General features: G+C 60.1%; 11 protein-coding genes. 3 read left to right on the forward strand and 8 right to left on the reverse strand.

What is annotated here, in order from left to right:
• Positions 1 to 30: 30 nt before the first annotated feature.
• The 3 genes from IEX75_RS22560 to IEX75_RS22570 form a co-directional block, all read right to left on the reverse strand.
• Positions 31 to 1041: an isoprenoid biosynthesis enzyme family protein gene (locus IEX75_RS22560; RefSeq protein ID WP_188798012.1), complete on the reverse strand. Its 1011-nt coding sequence runs from the start codon at positions 1039 to 1041 to the stop codon at positions 31 to 33.
• Positions 1042 to 1270: 229 nt separating this feature from the next.
• Positions 1271 to 1750 carry a DUF6491 family protein gene (locus IEX75_RS22565; RefSeq protein ID WP_188798014.1) on the reverse strand — a complete coding sequence of 160 codons (480 nt, stop codon included), beginning with the start codon at positions 1748 to 1750 and terminating at the stop codon, positions 1271 to 1273.
• Positions 1751 to 1813: 63 nt separating this feature from the next.
• Positions 1814 to 2554: an outer membrane protein assembly factor BamD gene (locus tag IEX75_RS22570; RefSeq protein WP_188798015.1), complete on the reverse strand. Its 741-nt coding sequence runs from the start codon at positions 2552 to 2554 to the stop codon at positions 1814 to 1816.
• A gap of 180 nt (positions 2555 to 2734) precedes the next feature.
• Here IEX75_RS22570 and IEX75_RS22575 point away from each other — a divergent pair, with 180 nt between their 5' ends.
• Positions 2735 to 3979, forward strand: a complete 1245-nt coding sequence (locus IEX75_RS22575; RefSeq protein ID WP_188798016.1) for an MFS transporter — start codon at positions 2735 to 2737, stop codon at positions 3977 to 3979.
• 189 nt (positions 3980 to 4168) lie between these two features.
• Positions 4169 to 4483: a hypothetical protein gene (locus IEX75_RS22580; RefSeq protein WP_188798017.1), complete on the forward strand. Its 315-nt coding sequence runs from the start codon at positions 4169 to 4171 to the stop codon at positions 4481 to 4483.
• Between the two features lie 67 nt (positions 4484 to 4550).
• Here IEX75_RS22580 and aceE read toward each other — a convergent pair whose 3' ends face one another.
• The 4 genes from aceE to IEX75_RS22600 all read right to left on the reverse strand — a co-directional run bounded on the left by aceE (position 4551) and on the right by IEX75_RS22600 (position 11663).
• Positions 4551 to 7244, reverse strand: coding sequence for a pyruvate dehydrogenase (acetyl-transferring), homodimeric type (aceE, locus tag IEX75_RS22585; RefSeq protein WP_188798018.1), 2694 nt, complete (start codon positions 7242 to 7244; stop codon positions 4551 to 4553).
• A gap of 437 nt (positions 7245 to 7681) precedes the next feature.
• On the reverse strand, positions 7682 to 9970 hold the full coding sequence (locus IEX75_RS22590) for an NADP-dependent malic enzyme (protein WP_188798019.1): 2289 nt from the start codon (positions 9968 to 9970) through the stop codon (positions 7682 to 7684).
• Positions 9971 to 10328: 358 nt separating this feature from the next.
• On the reverse strand, positions 10329 to 10628 hold the full coding sequence (locus IEX75_RS22595) for a twin-arginine translocation signal domain-containing protein (protein WP_188798020.1): 300 nt from the start codon (positions 10626 to 10628) through the stop codon (positions 10329 to 10331).
• Between the two features lie 21 nt (positions 10629 to 10649).
• Positions 10650 to 11663 (reverse strand): amidohydrolase family protein, encoded by a 1014-nt coding sequence (locus tag IEX75_RS22600; RefSeq protein ID WP_188798021.1) that lies wholly within the window; start codon positions 11661 to 11663, stop codon positions 10650 to 10652.
• Positions 11664 to 11867: 204 nt separating this feature from the next.
• Between IEX75_RS22600 and IEX75_RS22605 the strand changes: the two genes are divergently transcribed.
• A complete protein-coding gene (locus IEX75_RS22605) occupies positions 11868 to 12377 on the forward strand; it encodes a DUF2165 family protein (protein WP_188798022.1) in 510 nt (169 codons plus the stop codon).
• On the opposite strand, the gene IEX75_RS22610 is transcribed toward IEX75_RS22605, so the two are convergent.
• The gene (locus tag IEX75_RS22610; protein ID WP_229721046.1) at positions 12363 to 13631 is read right to left on the reverse strand and encodes a peptidase MATCAP family protein; all 1269 of its coding nucleotides are present in this window, start codon (positions 13629 to 13631) and stop codon (positions 12363 to 12365) included. The genes IEX75_RS22605 and IEX75_RS22610 overlap by 15 nt on opposite strands.
• Positions 13632 to 13635: the final 4 nt, after the last annotated feature.

Below are 13635 nucleotides of genomic sequence, written 5' to 3' on the forward strand. Positions count from 1 at the left end.
GCATGGGGATGTTGGGGTTTTCACCCCAACCTACGACCGCCCCCGTGTCGGACGTTGCCACGCACAGTAACCGGCGATTAGCGATTCCAGCCCCGCCACATAACGTTCCACGCCTAGTTGCTGGTCCACGTCCAAACGCATCGCTGCATAGAGTGGCGATAACCGCGCACGCCGCAGGCACCAGCGTTCCGTCAGATGGACATGCAGGTGAAGCACTTCACGAATGGCTTGCTCGCTTGAGCAATCACGTATCTGCTGCAGCCAAAACACACTGTTGGCACCTGTATGGCACACATCACCGGCTTGCGCAGCGCTGATATCGCTCAGCCATTGATTCAAGTCGGCGTACATGTCGAGCAATGTCTGGATAGCTGCCGCTTCGCGCATGCCAAGCGGCAGTTCGAATTTCAAACTTCCTTCGATCAAGTCGCTCAACACGAACCAATCCATCGCTTGATGGCCAGGCAGATAAGGTCCCGGCAAAGCTTCACTACCATGGTCGTCGCTGACCAGGCACAACAGCCACCGGCGCCAATTCGCCACAGCATGCTCTTGCCAGTATGGGCTCATGCCTGCCGCCTCACGTTTCCAGAGGTCCATGAACGCCCAGGCCAGCGGCGACGCATCACGTTCGGGTTTCGCGCCCGCGTACTGCAAAGTGAGCTCAACGACTTGCCAGATCAGCGCTTCTGCCGTGTACCGGTCGCGGTTACGCAAGCTCACGCAGTGCTCGCTCCAGGCGATCGACCAGGCCAGCGCATCCACGACGATATCCAGCTGTGCGCCTTTGTTCAGGGGAAACAACGCCCTGGCAAGGCTGGCTAGGAGCATGGCTAGCCGCTGCTGCTCGACATAGCCGCCTTTCTGCAAGCCATAGCGATGCAAATAAACCAGATGGCGTTGAACGGCTTTCTGCAGATCATCCGTATTCGAACGCTCCAGGCACACCGTATCCAACGTGGCAAACGAAGGCGCCATCACGCCCGACTCCTGTGCGGAGCCAATCTTGGCGGATGCTGTCGATAGGGACTCGACGCTCACGTGCTTCTCCTTAAGCTGCTATCCATCACGACACTGCGTGCAGCATGAAAGCCAGGAAAACGCCTAACGGACGTCACCCAACCAAGCGTTCTACACAAGTCCCATCGTTTACAGACGCAGTGAGTACTGCGTCAATTTCATCAGGCTGATTTCAAAAACGTGATCAGCTTGGCACTTCAGCCCGAACGAGCGACGCTTCCGCGAGCGTCGCTCGATCCAACAGCGCTACTTACTGGCTGCTGCTGGCAGGCGCTGGTGCATTGCCGCTGTCATTGCGCGGCATGCTCTCGATGTGGCGCTGGCTTTCCTTTTCCAGTTTGAACCGGGCCAGATCGATCGGGCGAATCTGCTTGATCATGCACGGAATGTACGGGCGTCCGGTCAGCACCTTGTCGAAGCCGGTCTGCACTTGGCTGGCGAAGCTGGTCAGCCCGATGAAGTTGGTAAATGTGAGGTTGTTGCATGGCCACACATCAAGCAAATAGGCCTTGCTCGGCAGCGTATAGATCACCAGCTGCGTATCGCTGAGCGGTTCCCACGAGTAGATCTGCTCACCCATCACCAGGCGGAAGCTGCGTACCGGCGCGCCGGCGGCGGCACTATAAGCCTGCTGGCGTTGCTGCAAGCGCTGCGCGTACGGCACGGATTCGCAGGACGCCAGCAGCACGCCAAGAAGTAAGAGAGCCAGCAGCATGCGTAATTTCGTCATGACAACTTCCTCCTCGATCCGGATAACCGCTGGAACGCGCGAGCGCGCAGCCGGTGCACGGGCTTACTTTTTACTGCCGAGCGGCTGCCACTTGGATGAGTCGAAGCCACCCACTTCAAAGAGCACTTCCTGTTTATCGCCATCCCGCGTGATGACGGTCATGGTGATGCGCTTGGTCTTTTCCATGGCGGCAATAAAGGGTTTGTCATCGCGTATGAATATCGCCGGCTCATTGCCCGTAGTCGGCAGGAAGGCGCGCAGCGGATGCGGCTTGTCGTCGAACTGGGCCGTAATGGTGCAATTACCCTTGCAGGCAAAGCCGTGTCCGATACCGAACAGGAACACACTCTCGCCCCACTGGGTATGGCGGCGCAGCACCAGCCGTATCGAACGGTCGCCACTGGGACGCGTGCTGTAAAGACTGGCAGTGGATTGCGTGCCGCCCTCCATCGGGCCGACCTGGTAGCTCCATAGCGCGGCCAGTCGGCGTTTGTCAGCGGATGCCTTGGCGCGCTGCTCCACCTCGGGCAACGTCTGCTGCACTTGCTTGGCCGCGTCGCTGGCCGGGAATTGCTGGACAATCGCCTCGCCAATCTGCGCGGCCAATTCGTCGTTCTTCTGCTGCAAAGCTTGCTGATAGGTTTGCAGTTGCCGGTTCGCCTCCTGGGCCATCTGCTGTGCCTGGGCCTTGGCCGCATCCTGCTGCGACGGGGTGTTTTGATCCTGCTGCGAGCAGGCGGCAAGCAACAACCAACCACAAGCGGCGGTCGCGGCGAGAGCGTGGCGGAACGGCAAACGGGGCATCGTGGCGATCCCAGCGAAACGAGGTCCCTAGCTTGAAACGAGCGCCCAGCCGGATGCAACCGTTCAAGCCGGGATCAAGACCAGCATCACCACACTGCTGTCTCCTAAAAGAAAACGTGATCGTTGCTTTGCGAGATCGTCGCAGCTCCGGATAATGCCGCTTCCAGACAAGGATTCCGCATGTCATCCAAGTCCGCGCCAGGTTCGGCCGACTCGCTGCTCAACCACCGCGCCTATCTCGCCTTCTGGTGCGCCCGCACTGCCTCCAGCTTTGGTTTCCAGATGCTCTCCGTAGCAGTGGGCTGGCAGATCTATGCGATCACCGGCCGCGCGTTCGATCTGGGGCTGATCGGCCTGGTGCAATTCTTTCCATCGGTATTGCTGGCATTGCCGGCGGGCCACCTGGCCGATCAGTTCGATCGTAGGCGCATCGTGCTGATGGGCCAGATCGTGGAGTGGATCGCCATCGTGCTGTTGGCGACGCTGACCTTGCTGCATGCCATCAACGAAGTGGGCATTCTGCTGCTGATCTTTATCATCAGCACGGCCAAGGCTTTCGAATCGCCATCGATGCAATCGATGGTACCGGCGCTGGTGCCCCCTGCCCTGCTACCGCGTGCGATGGCGGTGAACGGTTCGGCCATGCAGGCGGCGATGATCATGGGGCCGGCCTTGGGTGGCTTGCTTTATGTCGCCGGTCCCGGCGTGGTGTATGCGGTGGCGGCGGTTTTGTACTTGGTTTCCACTGTCATGGTGTCGCAGCTGCGTTACGAACAAGCACCACCGAAACGCGAACCGGCCACATTGAAAACCCTGTTTGCCGGTGTGCATTTCATTCGCGAACGCAAGGACATCCTTGGCGTGATTTCGCTGGACCTGTTCGCCGTGCTGCTGGGTGGTGCGACGGCACTGCTACCGATTTTCGCCAAGGACATATTGCATACTGGTCCATGGGGTTTGGGCCTGCTACGTGCAGCGCCTGCCGTCGGCGCCCTGCTGATGTCGTTCTGGCTGGCACGCCACAGCATGGAACGCAACGTGGGCAAGATCATGTTCGTGTCAGTGGCCGGCTTCGGCGTGGCCACACTCGTGTTCGCTTTATCCAAGCTGCTTTGGCTGTCGCTGCTCGCCTTGTTTGCGCTGGGCGCATTCGACATGGTGAGCATGGTGATCCGCGGTTCGCTGGTGCAGTTGGATACGCCCGATGCGATGCGCGGGCGCGTGAGCGCGGTGAATGCGATCTTCATCAATACCTCCAACCAACTCGGCGAATTCGAATCCGGCATGCTCGCCGCCTGGCTCGGCGCGGTCGGCTCGGCCGTGGTGGGCGGCATCGGCACCCTGGTGGTGGTCGGGCTGTGGATGATGCTGTTTCCTACCCTGCGCCGGCGGCAACGGCTGCATATGGAACCTGCGTCGACATAGTCGCGGGGGGAACGTGGCGTCACTCTTATCCCGCATAGCAACACTGCAAGCCTGATTTCAATCGTCTATGCAGGTGATGTAAATCCATGTCTAGACGTCTACTATCGATTAATACTATTGGTTAACGTCCCGCTCACGTGGGCGCTGGCAAGTTGAATAACCCGTAATACAGACAAAAGGAAGAACGCCATGAGCAGGCAAGCCGACATCGAACGCCGACTCGACCACCTTGGCAACCGTGTGCGCGAGTATGCAGACGGTGCCGCCGATACCGCCGATAACTTGCTGTCTCGCGGCTGTCGTGCCGTAAGCAAGCTCAGCAGCGGTGATGCCCGCCGTCGCATGGCGCGCCGCGCCGAAGATTTCGCCGACGAAGCCAACTACCAGTACCGCCGCCTGCGTCGTCATGCGGGCCGGCACCCGGTCGCTACGGCGGCGATCGTCGCCGGTACGGTGGGGGCGTTGTTCTTGCTTTATCGCACACTGCGGCGCGACGAAGACTGACCCAGACAACCCTCATGACTGTCATTCCCGTTCAAGCGGGAATGACAGCAGGGGAAAACATTGCTTCTTACACCGTCAGCGGATTGGGTTTTTCCGGATCGAGCTTGTACTCGCGGATCGCACGCGACACGTCCTTCGCGTTGACCTTGCCTTCCTTCGCCAGTGCGGCGAGTGCGGCATGGGCAATCCAATAGCGGTCCACTTCGAAGAAGCCACGCAGGTGCTCGCGCGTATCCGAGCGGCCGAAGCCGTCGGTGCCGAGCACGGTGTAATGCGTACCGTCCGGCATGAAGGCGCGGATCTGGTCGGCATACTCGCGCACGTAGTCGGTCGCGGCGATGGCCGGACCCTGACGGCCCTGCAACAGGCCGGTGACGTACGGCACGCGCTGCTCAGCTTCTGGATGCAGGCGATTCCAGCGCTCGGCATCGAAGCCGTCACGGCGCAGCTCGATGAAGCTCGGCACGGACCAGATATCGGCGCTGACGCCGAAATCCTTTTCCAGCAGTTCCGCGGCTGCAATCACTTCGCGCAGGATCGTGCCCGAACCAAGCAGTTGCACGCGCGGCTCGCCCTTCTTCGGCTTGCCGGCATCCTTGAACAGGTACATACCCTTGACGATGCCTTCCTCGACGCCTTGCGGCAGATCGGGGTGGGCGTAGTTCTCGTTCATCACGGTGATGTAGTAGTACACGTCTTCCTGCTCGTCGAGCATGCGACGCGTGCCGTCCTGCATGATCACCGCGACTTCGTAGGAGAAGGTCGGGTCGTACGCACGCACGTTCGGAATCGCTCCCGCCAGCAAGTGCGAATGGCCATCTTCGTGCTGCAGGCCTTCGCCGTTGAGCGTGGTGCGCCCGGAGGTGCCACCGATCAGGAAGCCGCGCGAACGCATGTCGCCGGCCGCCCAGGCCAAGTCGCCGATGCGCTGGAAGCCGAACATCGAGTAGTAGATGAAGAACGGCAGCATCGGCTGGTTGCTGATGCTGTAGCTGGTCGCCGCCGCCATCCACGCAGCCATGCCGCCGGCTTCGGAGATGCCTTCCTGCAGCACCTGGCCCTTCTGGTCTTCGCGGTAGTAGAGCAGCTGGTCGGCGTCCTGCGGACGGTATTTCTGACCGAACGGCGCATAGATGCCGATCTGGCGAAACATGCCTTCCATACCAAAGGTACGCGCTTCGTCAGCCACAATCGGCACCACGCGCGGGCCAATGGCCTTGTCACGCAGCAGGAGGTTCATGCCGCGCACCAGCGCCATGGTGGTGGAGATTTCGCGATCGCCCGTGCCCTTGGTGATCTGCTCGAACGCGGCCAGTTCCGGCGCCTTGAGCTTCACGTCGGAATGGCGGCGGCGCTGCGGCAACGAGCCGCCAAGAGCCTTACGGCGCTCGAGCATGTACTGCACTTCCGGCGAATCCTTGCCAGGGTGGTAGTACGGTACTTCCTTGAGCTTCTCGTCCGACACCGGAATGTTGAAGCGGTCGCGGAAGTGGCGCACAGCCTCATCATCCAGCTTCTTCTGCTGGTGCGTGGGGTTCTGCGACTCACCGGCCGCGCCCATGCCGTAGCCCTTCACGGTCTTGGCGAGGATGACGGTGGGCATGCCCTTGGTGTTCGTCGCTGCGTGATAGGCCGCGTACACCTTGTGCGGATCGTGGCCGCCGCGATTCAAGCGCCAGATGTCGTCGTCGCTGAGGTTGGCGACCATCTCGCGCGTTTCCGGATACTTGCCGAAGAAATGCTCGCGTGTGTACGCGCCACCGAAGGCTTTGCACGCCTGGTATTCGCCATCGATGGTTTCCATCATCAGCTTGCGCAGCACGCCGTTCTTGTCGCGCGCCAGGAGCGGATCCCAGTAGCTGCCCCACACCACCTTGATGGCATTCCAGCCCGCGCCGCGGAACACACCTTCCAGTTCCTGGATGATCTTGCCGTTGCCGCGCACCGGACCGTCCAGGCGCTGCAGGTTGCAGTTGATGACGAAGATCAGGTTGTCCAGGCCTTCGCGGCCGGCCAGAGAGATCGCGCCCAGCGACTCGGGTTCATCGCACTCGCCGTCACCCATGAAGCACCAGATCTTGCGGTCAGTCTTCGGCATCAGGCCGCGGTGCTCGAGGTACTTCCAGAACTGCGCCTGGTAGATCGCCTGGATCGGGCCCAAACCCATCGACACCGTCGGCACCTGCCAGTAATCGGGCATCAGCCAAGGGTGGGGATAGGAGGAAAGCCCGCGGCCATGGCCGAGCACCTCCATGCGGAACAGGTCGAGCTGCTCCTCGGCGATGCGGCCTTCGAGGAAGGAGCGCGCATAGATGCCGGGGCTGGAGTGACCCTGGTGGAACACAAGGTCGCCCGGGTGATCAGCGCTCGGTGCACGCCAGAAATGGTTGAAGCCGACGTCATAAAGCGTGGCGGACGAGGCAAAGCTGGCGATATGGCCACCCAGTTCACCCGGCTTGCGGTTGGCACGCACCACCATCGCCATCGCGTTCCAGCGGATCAGGGTGCGGATGCGCCATTCCATCGCGGCATCACCGGACATCTTGGCTTCCAGATGCGGCGGAATGGTGTTGACGTATTCAGTGGTGGGGTCGAACGGCAGGTAGCCGCCGGAACGACGCGTGGAGTCGACCAGCCGCTCCAGCAGGAAGTGTGCACGTTCGGTGCCTTCGCGATCGATGACGGCGCTGAGCGATTCGACCCATTCCTGGGTTTCGGTGGGGTCGAGATCCTGGTGGAGAATGTCGTCGAGCTGATCCATGAAACGTCTCCGCGGCGCCATGCGCCGCCTTGCGGTGGGTGTGCGTCGCGGGGAGGCGACGGAGCCGAGGCAGGCATCAATCCGGCGGCCAGGCCGGCACGGAACAGGGAGGGACCGCGTGGCGTGTTCGCCGCAGGACGAGCTAACCCTTCGATTCTAGCCTTGCCGCACCGGTCCCGCCAATTGTCGGACCATACATACGTATGCGAAGGGTTTGTGGCGGTGCATCATAGGGTGCTGTGGAACACAAAACCGTCCGCGCGGGTTCGTGTTGCCGTCATTCCCGCGCAAGCGGGAATCCATCTTCGGCTTTTTGCATCAGAGCAAAGTGGATTCCCGCTTGCGCGGGAAGGACGGCCTCAGGGTTATTGGGTGTTTTCTCGCGAGGTTTACCCCTCACCCCAACCCTCTCCCCTCCGGGGAGAGGGAGAAATACTTCAGCTCCGCTCAACTTGAGCCGCGCGAATCTGCGCATCCGCCACGACAATCGCCGTCATGTTCACCACGCGCCGTACCGTGGAGGTAGGGGTGAGGATGTGCGCAGGCTTGTCCACGCCCATCAGGATCGGGCCGACCGCTACGCCATCGGTCATCACCCGCACCATGTTATAGGCGATGTTGGCGGCATCGAGGTTGGGCATCACGAACAAGTTGGCGCGTCCGCTCAGGGTGGTGTTGGGAAACATGCGGCGGCGGATCTCCTCGTCCCACGCCGTATCGCCCTGCATTTCACCGTCCATTTCCAGGTTCGGCGCGCGTTCGCACAGGATTTTCCGTACTTCGCGCATCTTCACCGCGCTGGCGTTCTCATGGCTGCCGTAGTTGGAGTGCGACAGCAACGCGACCTTCGGCTCGATGCCGAACAGCCTCAGCCGATAGCTCGCCTGCAGCGTGGCTTCGGCGATCTGCTCGGCGGATGGGTCGCACTGCACGTGCGTATCAAGGAAGAACCAGGTGCCCTTGTCGTTGATCACCGCCGTCATCGCCGACGTACACGATACACCCGGATCAAGACCGAATACGCTGCGGATATAGCCGAGCTTCTTGTGATAACGCCCGACCAGGCCGCAGATCAGCGCATCCGCCTCACCGCGCTTGACCATCATCGAAGCGATCAGCGTGGGACGCGACCGCATCAGATTTTTCGCCGCTGCCGGCGTGACGCCACGGCGTTCGGTCAGCGCGTGATATTGCTGCCAGTACTCGTTGAAACGAGGATCGTCGTTGATGTTGGTGAGTTCGAAATCCACACCGGCACGCATACGCAGGCCCAAGCGCTCGATACGCGTCTCGATCACGTCCGGACGACCAATGAGGATTGGGTACGCCAGCTTCTCATCGATCACCGTCTGCACCGCGCGCAACACGGTTTCTTCTTCACCCTCGGCATACACCACGCGCTTGCGATCGGCGCGCGCGCGCTCATACACCGGCTTCATGATCAGACCGGTGCGATAGATAAACTGACTGAGCTTCTCGAGATAAGCCTCCATATCCTCGATCGGCCGCGTGGCCACGCCGGAATCCATCGCGGCTTGCGCCACGGCAGGCGCCAACATCACCAGCAGGCGCGGATCGAAGGGGCGCGGAATCAAATACTCGGCACCAAACGTAGGCGCTTCACCGCCATAAGCACCGGCAAGATCACCCGCTTCCATCTGCGCCAATGCGGCGATCGCACGCACGCAAGCGAGCTTCATGGCTTCGTTGATGCCGGTAGCGCCCACATCCAGCGCGCCACGGAAGATGTACGGGAAGCACAGTGCGTTGTTGACCTGGTTCGGGTAATCCGAACGGCCGGTGGCAATGATGCAATCCGGGCGTACTCGCTTGGCATCCTCCGGCAGGATCTCCGGATTCGGATTGGCCAGCGCCAGGATGATCGGCTGCTTGGCCATGGTCGCCACCATCTCCGGCTTCAAGATGCCGCCGGCTGAAAGGCCAAGGAAGATGTCCGCACCGTCCACGATCTCCGCCAGCGTGCGCGCCTTGGTATCGCGCGCATAACGCTGTTTGTCCGGGTCCATATGATCGCGCCCCACATAGAGCACACCCTCGCGGTCGAACGCCGTGATGTGTTCCCGCTTTGCACCCAACGCCACCAGCATGTCCAGGCAGGCAATGCCTGCTGCGCCGGCACCGGTGGTGGCGATTTTTACGTCCTCGATGTTCTTGCCGACGATCTTCAGCGCATTGATCACCGCGGCACCGACAATGATCGCAGTGCCGTGCTGGTCGTCGTGGAACACCGGAATCTTCATCCGTTCGCGCAGCTTGCGCTCGACGATGAAGCACTCCGGCGCCTTGATGTCTTCCAGGTTGATGCCGCCGAAGGTCGGTTCCATCGCGGCGATGATGTCCACCAGCTTGTCCGGGTCGCGCTCATTGAGCTCGATGTCAAACACATCGATACCGGCAAACTTCTGGAACAACACGCCCTTACCTTCCATCACCGGTTTGCCGGCCAGCGGCCCGATGTCGCCCAGGCCCAGCACGGCGGTGCCGTTGGTGATCACGGCCACCAGGTTGGAACGCGCGGTGTACTGGCTGGCGTTCTGCGGATTCTCGACGATGGCTTCACAGGCATAAGCCACACCCGGTGAATATGCCAACGAGAGATCGCGCTGCGTAACCAGCGGCGTAGTCGGTGTGACCTTGATCTTGCCGGGACGCGGCAGGCGATGATACTCGAGGGCGGCTTGGCGGAAGTCGTCGGATTGAGCCATTAGATGGTTGCAACGAAAAGGGATGGGAGAAGGAGCCGCGTGGCGGCATGTCGTAGATGGTAGCACCCAGCAGTAGCAGTCACCGGGGATTGCGGGTAGTCAATAGGTAGTAAATAGCCCAATCTTTACGCCTCCTTATGGCGGCCGATTTTTGATGCAGCGCGGCAGAATATGTGGCCGCCACCGGCGCCTCTATGAATACTTGCTGCCATGCCGCGACAAAGCTACAGACCTTATGAATTTGCGGCGTTCTTTGAACATGCCGACAAACAGCTGCATCACACCAATCTACTACCGAGCCATCTCTCCAACTAGGCGCTAGGCTGCGCGCAGGCGCCGCACCACCTGGAAATCGGGCTTACAAACAGAGGTCACCGACAGCCGAATGGAAAGTGCACTCCAGATCGGGTTTTTCTGGTTTTTTTTTATAGAACTGGCAACCCGCACAGGCATTGCCAGCGTTGCGCTCGGCATTTGAACTGTCTCTGACGTCTTCAAAACAGCCCCGCGCATTGGCAACGGGATCGGCTTCAGAAACCTTTGACAGATCATCTGCACGCGCCACTCGCGGCAACCCCTCGGCCAGCACCGTCGCTGCAGCAATGCTGGCGGCAAACTTTAGGAAACGACGGCGCGAATCGATATCTCTTGGTTTCACAAACACTCTCTTAGAAGGAACTCAGATCCGCTTATCAAACGAGCGATTGAAGAACTTGGAAGCGTTCTCGCCGAGAATGCGCGTCTTCTGATGATGATCAAGGTGTTTGGCATGACGGATAAGTGAACCCATCTGCTGCTCCCCGAGGGGATAGGGGTAGTCCGTGCCAAGCATGATGCGATCGTCACCCATGACGGAGACGAGATAATCGAGCGCGCGCTCGTCAAATACCGCCGAGTCGATCCAGAACCGTTTCACATAGCTAGATGGCGGAAGGGGAGAGTTTTCGCGCACGATGTCACGATACTTCCAGGCGTTGTCGGCGCGCCCCAATGTAAAGGCAAAATTGCCACCACCATGGGCGAAGCAGATCCGCAGGCTTTCCGGAATACGCTCCATCGCTCCAGACAGGATGAGCGACAGCATCGTCAAATGCGTTTCCGCCGGCATCGCTACCAGCCACTGCAACATGTAGCGACTCATCCTGCCGCCACCCATCATGTCCCATGGATGCACCAGAATCGGACAACCGATATGGGCGCAATGTTGCAAGAAAGTGATGATGCCTTCGTCATCGAAGTCTTTGTTTCCAACGTGGTTGCCGAGTTCCACGCCGATATGTCCATTCGCCATGGCTCGCTCCGCCTCACGGCACGAAGCGTCCACGTCCTGCAGAGGAACTTGAGCTATGGCATGGATGCGCTCGCCGGAGCGTGCGCACATCTCCAGCGCCATATCGTTGAACATGCGTGCGCAATCCAGGGCATGTTCTGGTTTGCGAAGATAGGCAAAGAGCACCGGAGTAACACTCATGACCTGATGGTCGATGCCGTCACGGTCCATTTCTTCCAGTCGCTTGTGGACGTCCCACGTCGCGGAATAAACGGGACGGAATTCCTGATCTCCGACCATCAACATCGCTTTGCCGCAACCGAGATGCTTCATCCACGGCCAATTGGGTTCACCAAATCGCTCGGCGAGGTTTTCCCAGGACTCCGGGAGAAAGTGGTTATGAATATCGACAGCGACTGACATATTTTTTCCGATGATTTTCCAAAGAGGGTTACTCAGCCCCCCGTGATGCACCATCGGAGTAAACCCCGTTGACATGCAGGCGTTGACTCATATCTTTTGAGATCACCCATGCCCCCTATGTAGTCATGGGAATCAAAGCGGGTATTGCTCCCGATAGACACACCTGCAGATACTCGCTGCCACATCCATGCCACGACGAAAGCCATGACCACCCGCCTCGCCAAGATCCTGCTGTCACTCGCGCTAGCTGCATTCGCTTTCATCGTGACGTTCGACAACATCGTCGATTACGGCTCCAACTTCCTGTTCGTGCAGCATGTGTTGTCGATGGATACAACCTTCCCCGGCAATGCGCTGATGGGCCGTGCCATGACCAGTCCCGCGATATGGCACGCAAGCTACTGGCTGATCATCGCTGCGGAAGGCTCCACCTACCTGTTGTTGCTCAGCGGAACTGTCGCCATGTGGCGGGCTCGCCACAAAGACGGCGCAAACTTCAACGCCGCAAAGAAATGGGTCACGGCCGGATGCGTGATGGGCTTCCTGGTGTGGTTCTTCGGCTTCATGGTGGTCGGCGGGGAGTGGTTCGCCATGTGGCAGTCGAAGACGTGGAACGGACAGGAAGGTGCCTTCCGGTTCTACATGGCGATCCTGGGTGTGCTGATCTTCGTCAATCAGCCCGATGCCGACCTGGCACCCTCACAAACCGGTTGACAAGGTTTCGGCCTCTACCTTTGACATCCGCACGCGATTGATAAACAGCGAGAAGGCGAGCTTGCCGGCCAGTCCATGCACATGTTGCATCCATGGTGGCAACCAGCGCGGCGCAGTGAGTGCGCCGGATTGGAAATACGGCTCCAGGCTCATTACATCACCCAGCGTCAGCTTGCCGGCGAAAAGATAGCGCAGCAGATCCATACGCCGTTCCTTCAACGCCCAGCGGAAGAACGTATGCACATCGATCAGGCCAGAGAGATACACGTTGTCTTTGGCAAACGCCGAGCCGCCGCACAAGGGCACACCGCGGAACACACGCTGCGCGGAATGGAAGCTGTCTCCCACGCTTTGGCCGCAACGGTTGAAGTAGCGATACACCTCGACGAAATCCGCGCCGTTGAGCGCCATGTCGAGCGCAAGGATACGCAGGCTGATGCGCTTGAGCCGTGCGATGTCGATCGCACCCGACATCAACTCGGCGAACACGGCAAGACCTTCCTGTGTGGCCGTGACGCGCGGCGAGGTACGCGCAAGTGACGCCAGCACCGGCTGCTCGCGGCCATTCAGCGCCGTGAGCGAGTGCACGTAGGCTTCGTGATTGAGCAGTTGATGACGGTCGTACTGGCTGAAACGCGTACCGCCGCGAAGTCGGATGCGGGTGGCACCGGCCGCCGCCTTGGCGGTGAGATCGTTGTCCACCTCCACCGCAATCACGCCGTGACCAAAGAAATCATCCAGCGCGGTAGACAGATCCTTGCGCAACAACTCGGAGGAGATGTTGGTGACGATGTCGTCGTCAGCCATATCCGCGCCAAGTTCGTCGGACAGCTCCACGAAGTAGCGCGCCGCGTCGAGATTGCTGTAATGGCTGCCTGGAATGGCGTCGCCTGGGCGTCCATAAAGCTGGATGGATGGCGCAGTAACGCCTTCGGTGCCTACGGCTTCGAGCATTTCAGCGGCGACACGCCAGGATTCGGCCGTGCGGCGCAGATACTCGCGAATGGGATCGCCGTCGCCCGCCTCTTTTTCGATAGCCTCAAGTTCCTTGCGCACCTCGGAGAGATCGGGCTTGTGATAACCCACTTCCGGCAGAGCGTACTGACCTTTGCCGTAGGCTTCGATCATGCGGTCTTCCAGCGATGCCGGCCAGCTCACGGTCGACAGGATGTTGATCCCCTTCACCGCCAGCAGCAGGCGCTTGTCGAGTGCGGCATACGCTTCAAGACCGGCCGGAATAACTTTTTCTGCGATGGTA

The organism is Dyella nitratireducens (assembly GCF_014642835.1).
GTDB lineage: Bacteria > Pseudomonadota > Gammaproteobacteria > Xanthomonadales > Rhodanobacteraceae > Dyella_B > Dyella_B nitratireducens.

Excerpts from the sequence above, each read along its gene's own strand:
- IEX75_RS22565 (WP_188798014.1), bottom strand. The coding sequence starts at position 1,750 with ATGACGAAATTACGCATGCTGCTGGCTCTCTTACTTCTTGGCGTGCTG.
- IEX75_RS22580 (WP_188798017.1), top strand. The coding sequence starts at position 4,169 with ATGAGCAGGCAAGCCGACATCGAACGCCGACTCGACCACCTTGGCAAC.
- IEX75_RS22600 (WP_188798021.1), bottom strand. The coding sequence starts at position 11,663 with ATGTCAGTCGCTGTCGATATTCATAACCACTTTCTCCCGGAGTCCTGG.
- IEX75_RS22575 (WP_188798016.1), top strand. The coding sequence starts at position 2,735 with ATGTCATCCAAGTCCGCGCCAGGTTCGGCCGACTCGCTGCTCAACCAC.
- IEX75_RS22590 (WP_188798019.1), bottom strand. The coding sequence starts at position 9,970 with ATGGCTCAATCCGACGACTTCCGCCAAGCCGCCCTCGAGTATCATCGC.
- aceE (WP_188798018.1), bottom strand. The coding sequence starts at position 7,244 with ATGGATCAGCTCGACGACATTCTCCACCAGGATCTCGACCCCACCGAA.
- IEX75_RS22605 (WP_188798022.1), top strand. The coding sequence starts at position 11,868 with ATGACCACCCGCCTCGCCAAGATCCTGCTGTCACTCGCGCTAGCTGCA.
- IEX75_RS22570 (WP_188798015.1), bottom strand. The coding sequence starts at position 2,554 with ATGCCCCGTTTGCCGTTCCGCCACGCTCTCGCCGCGACCGCCGCTTGT.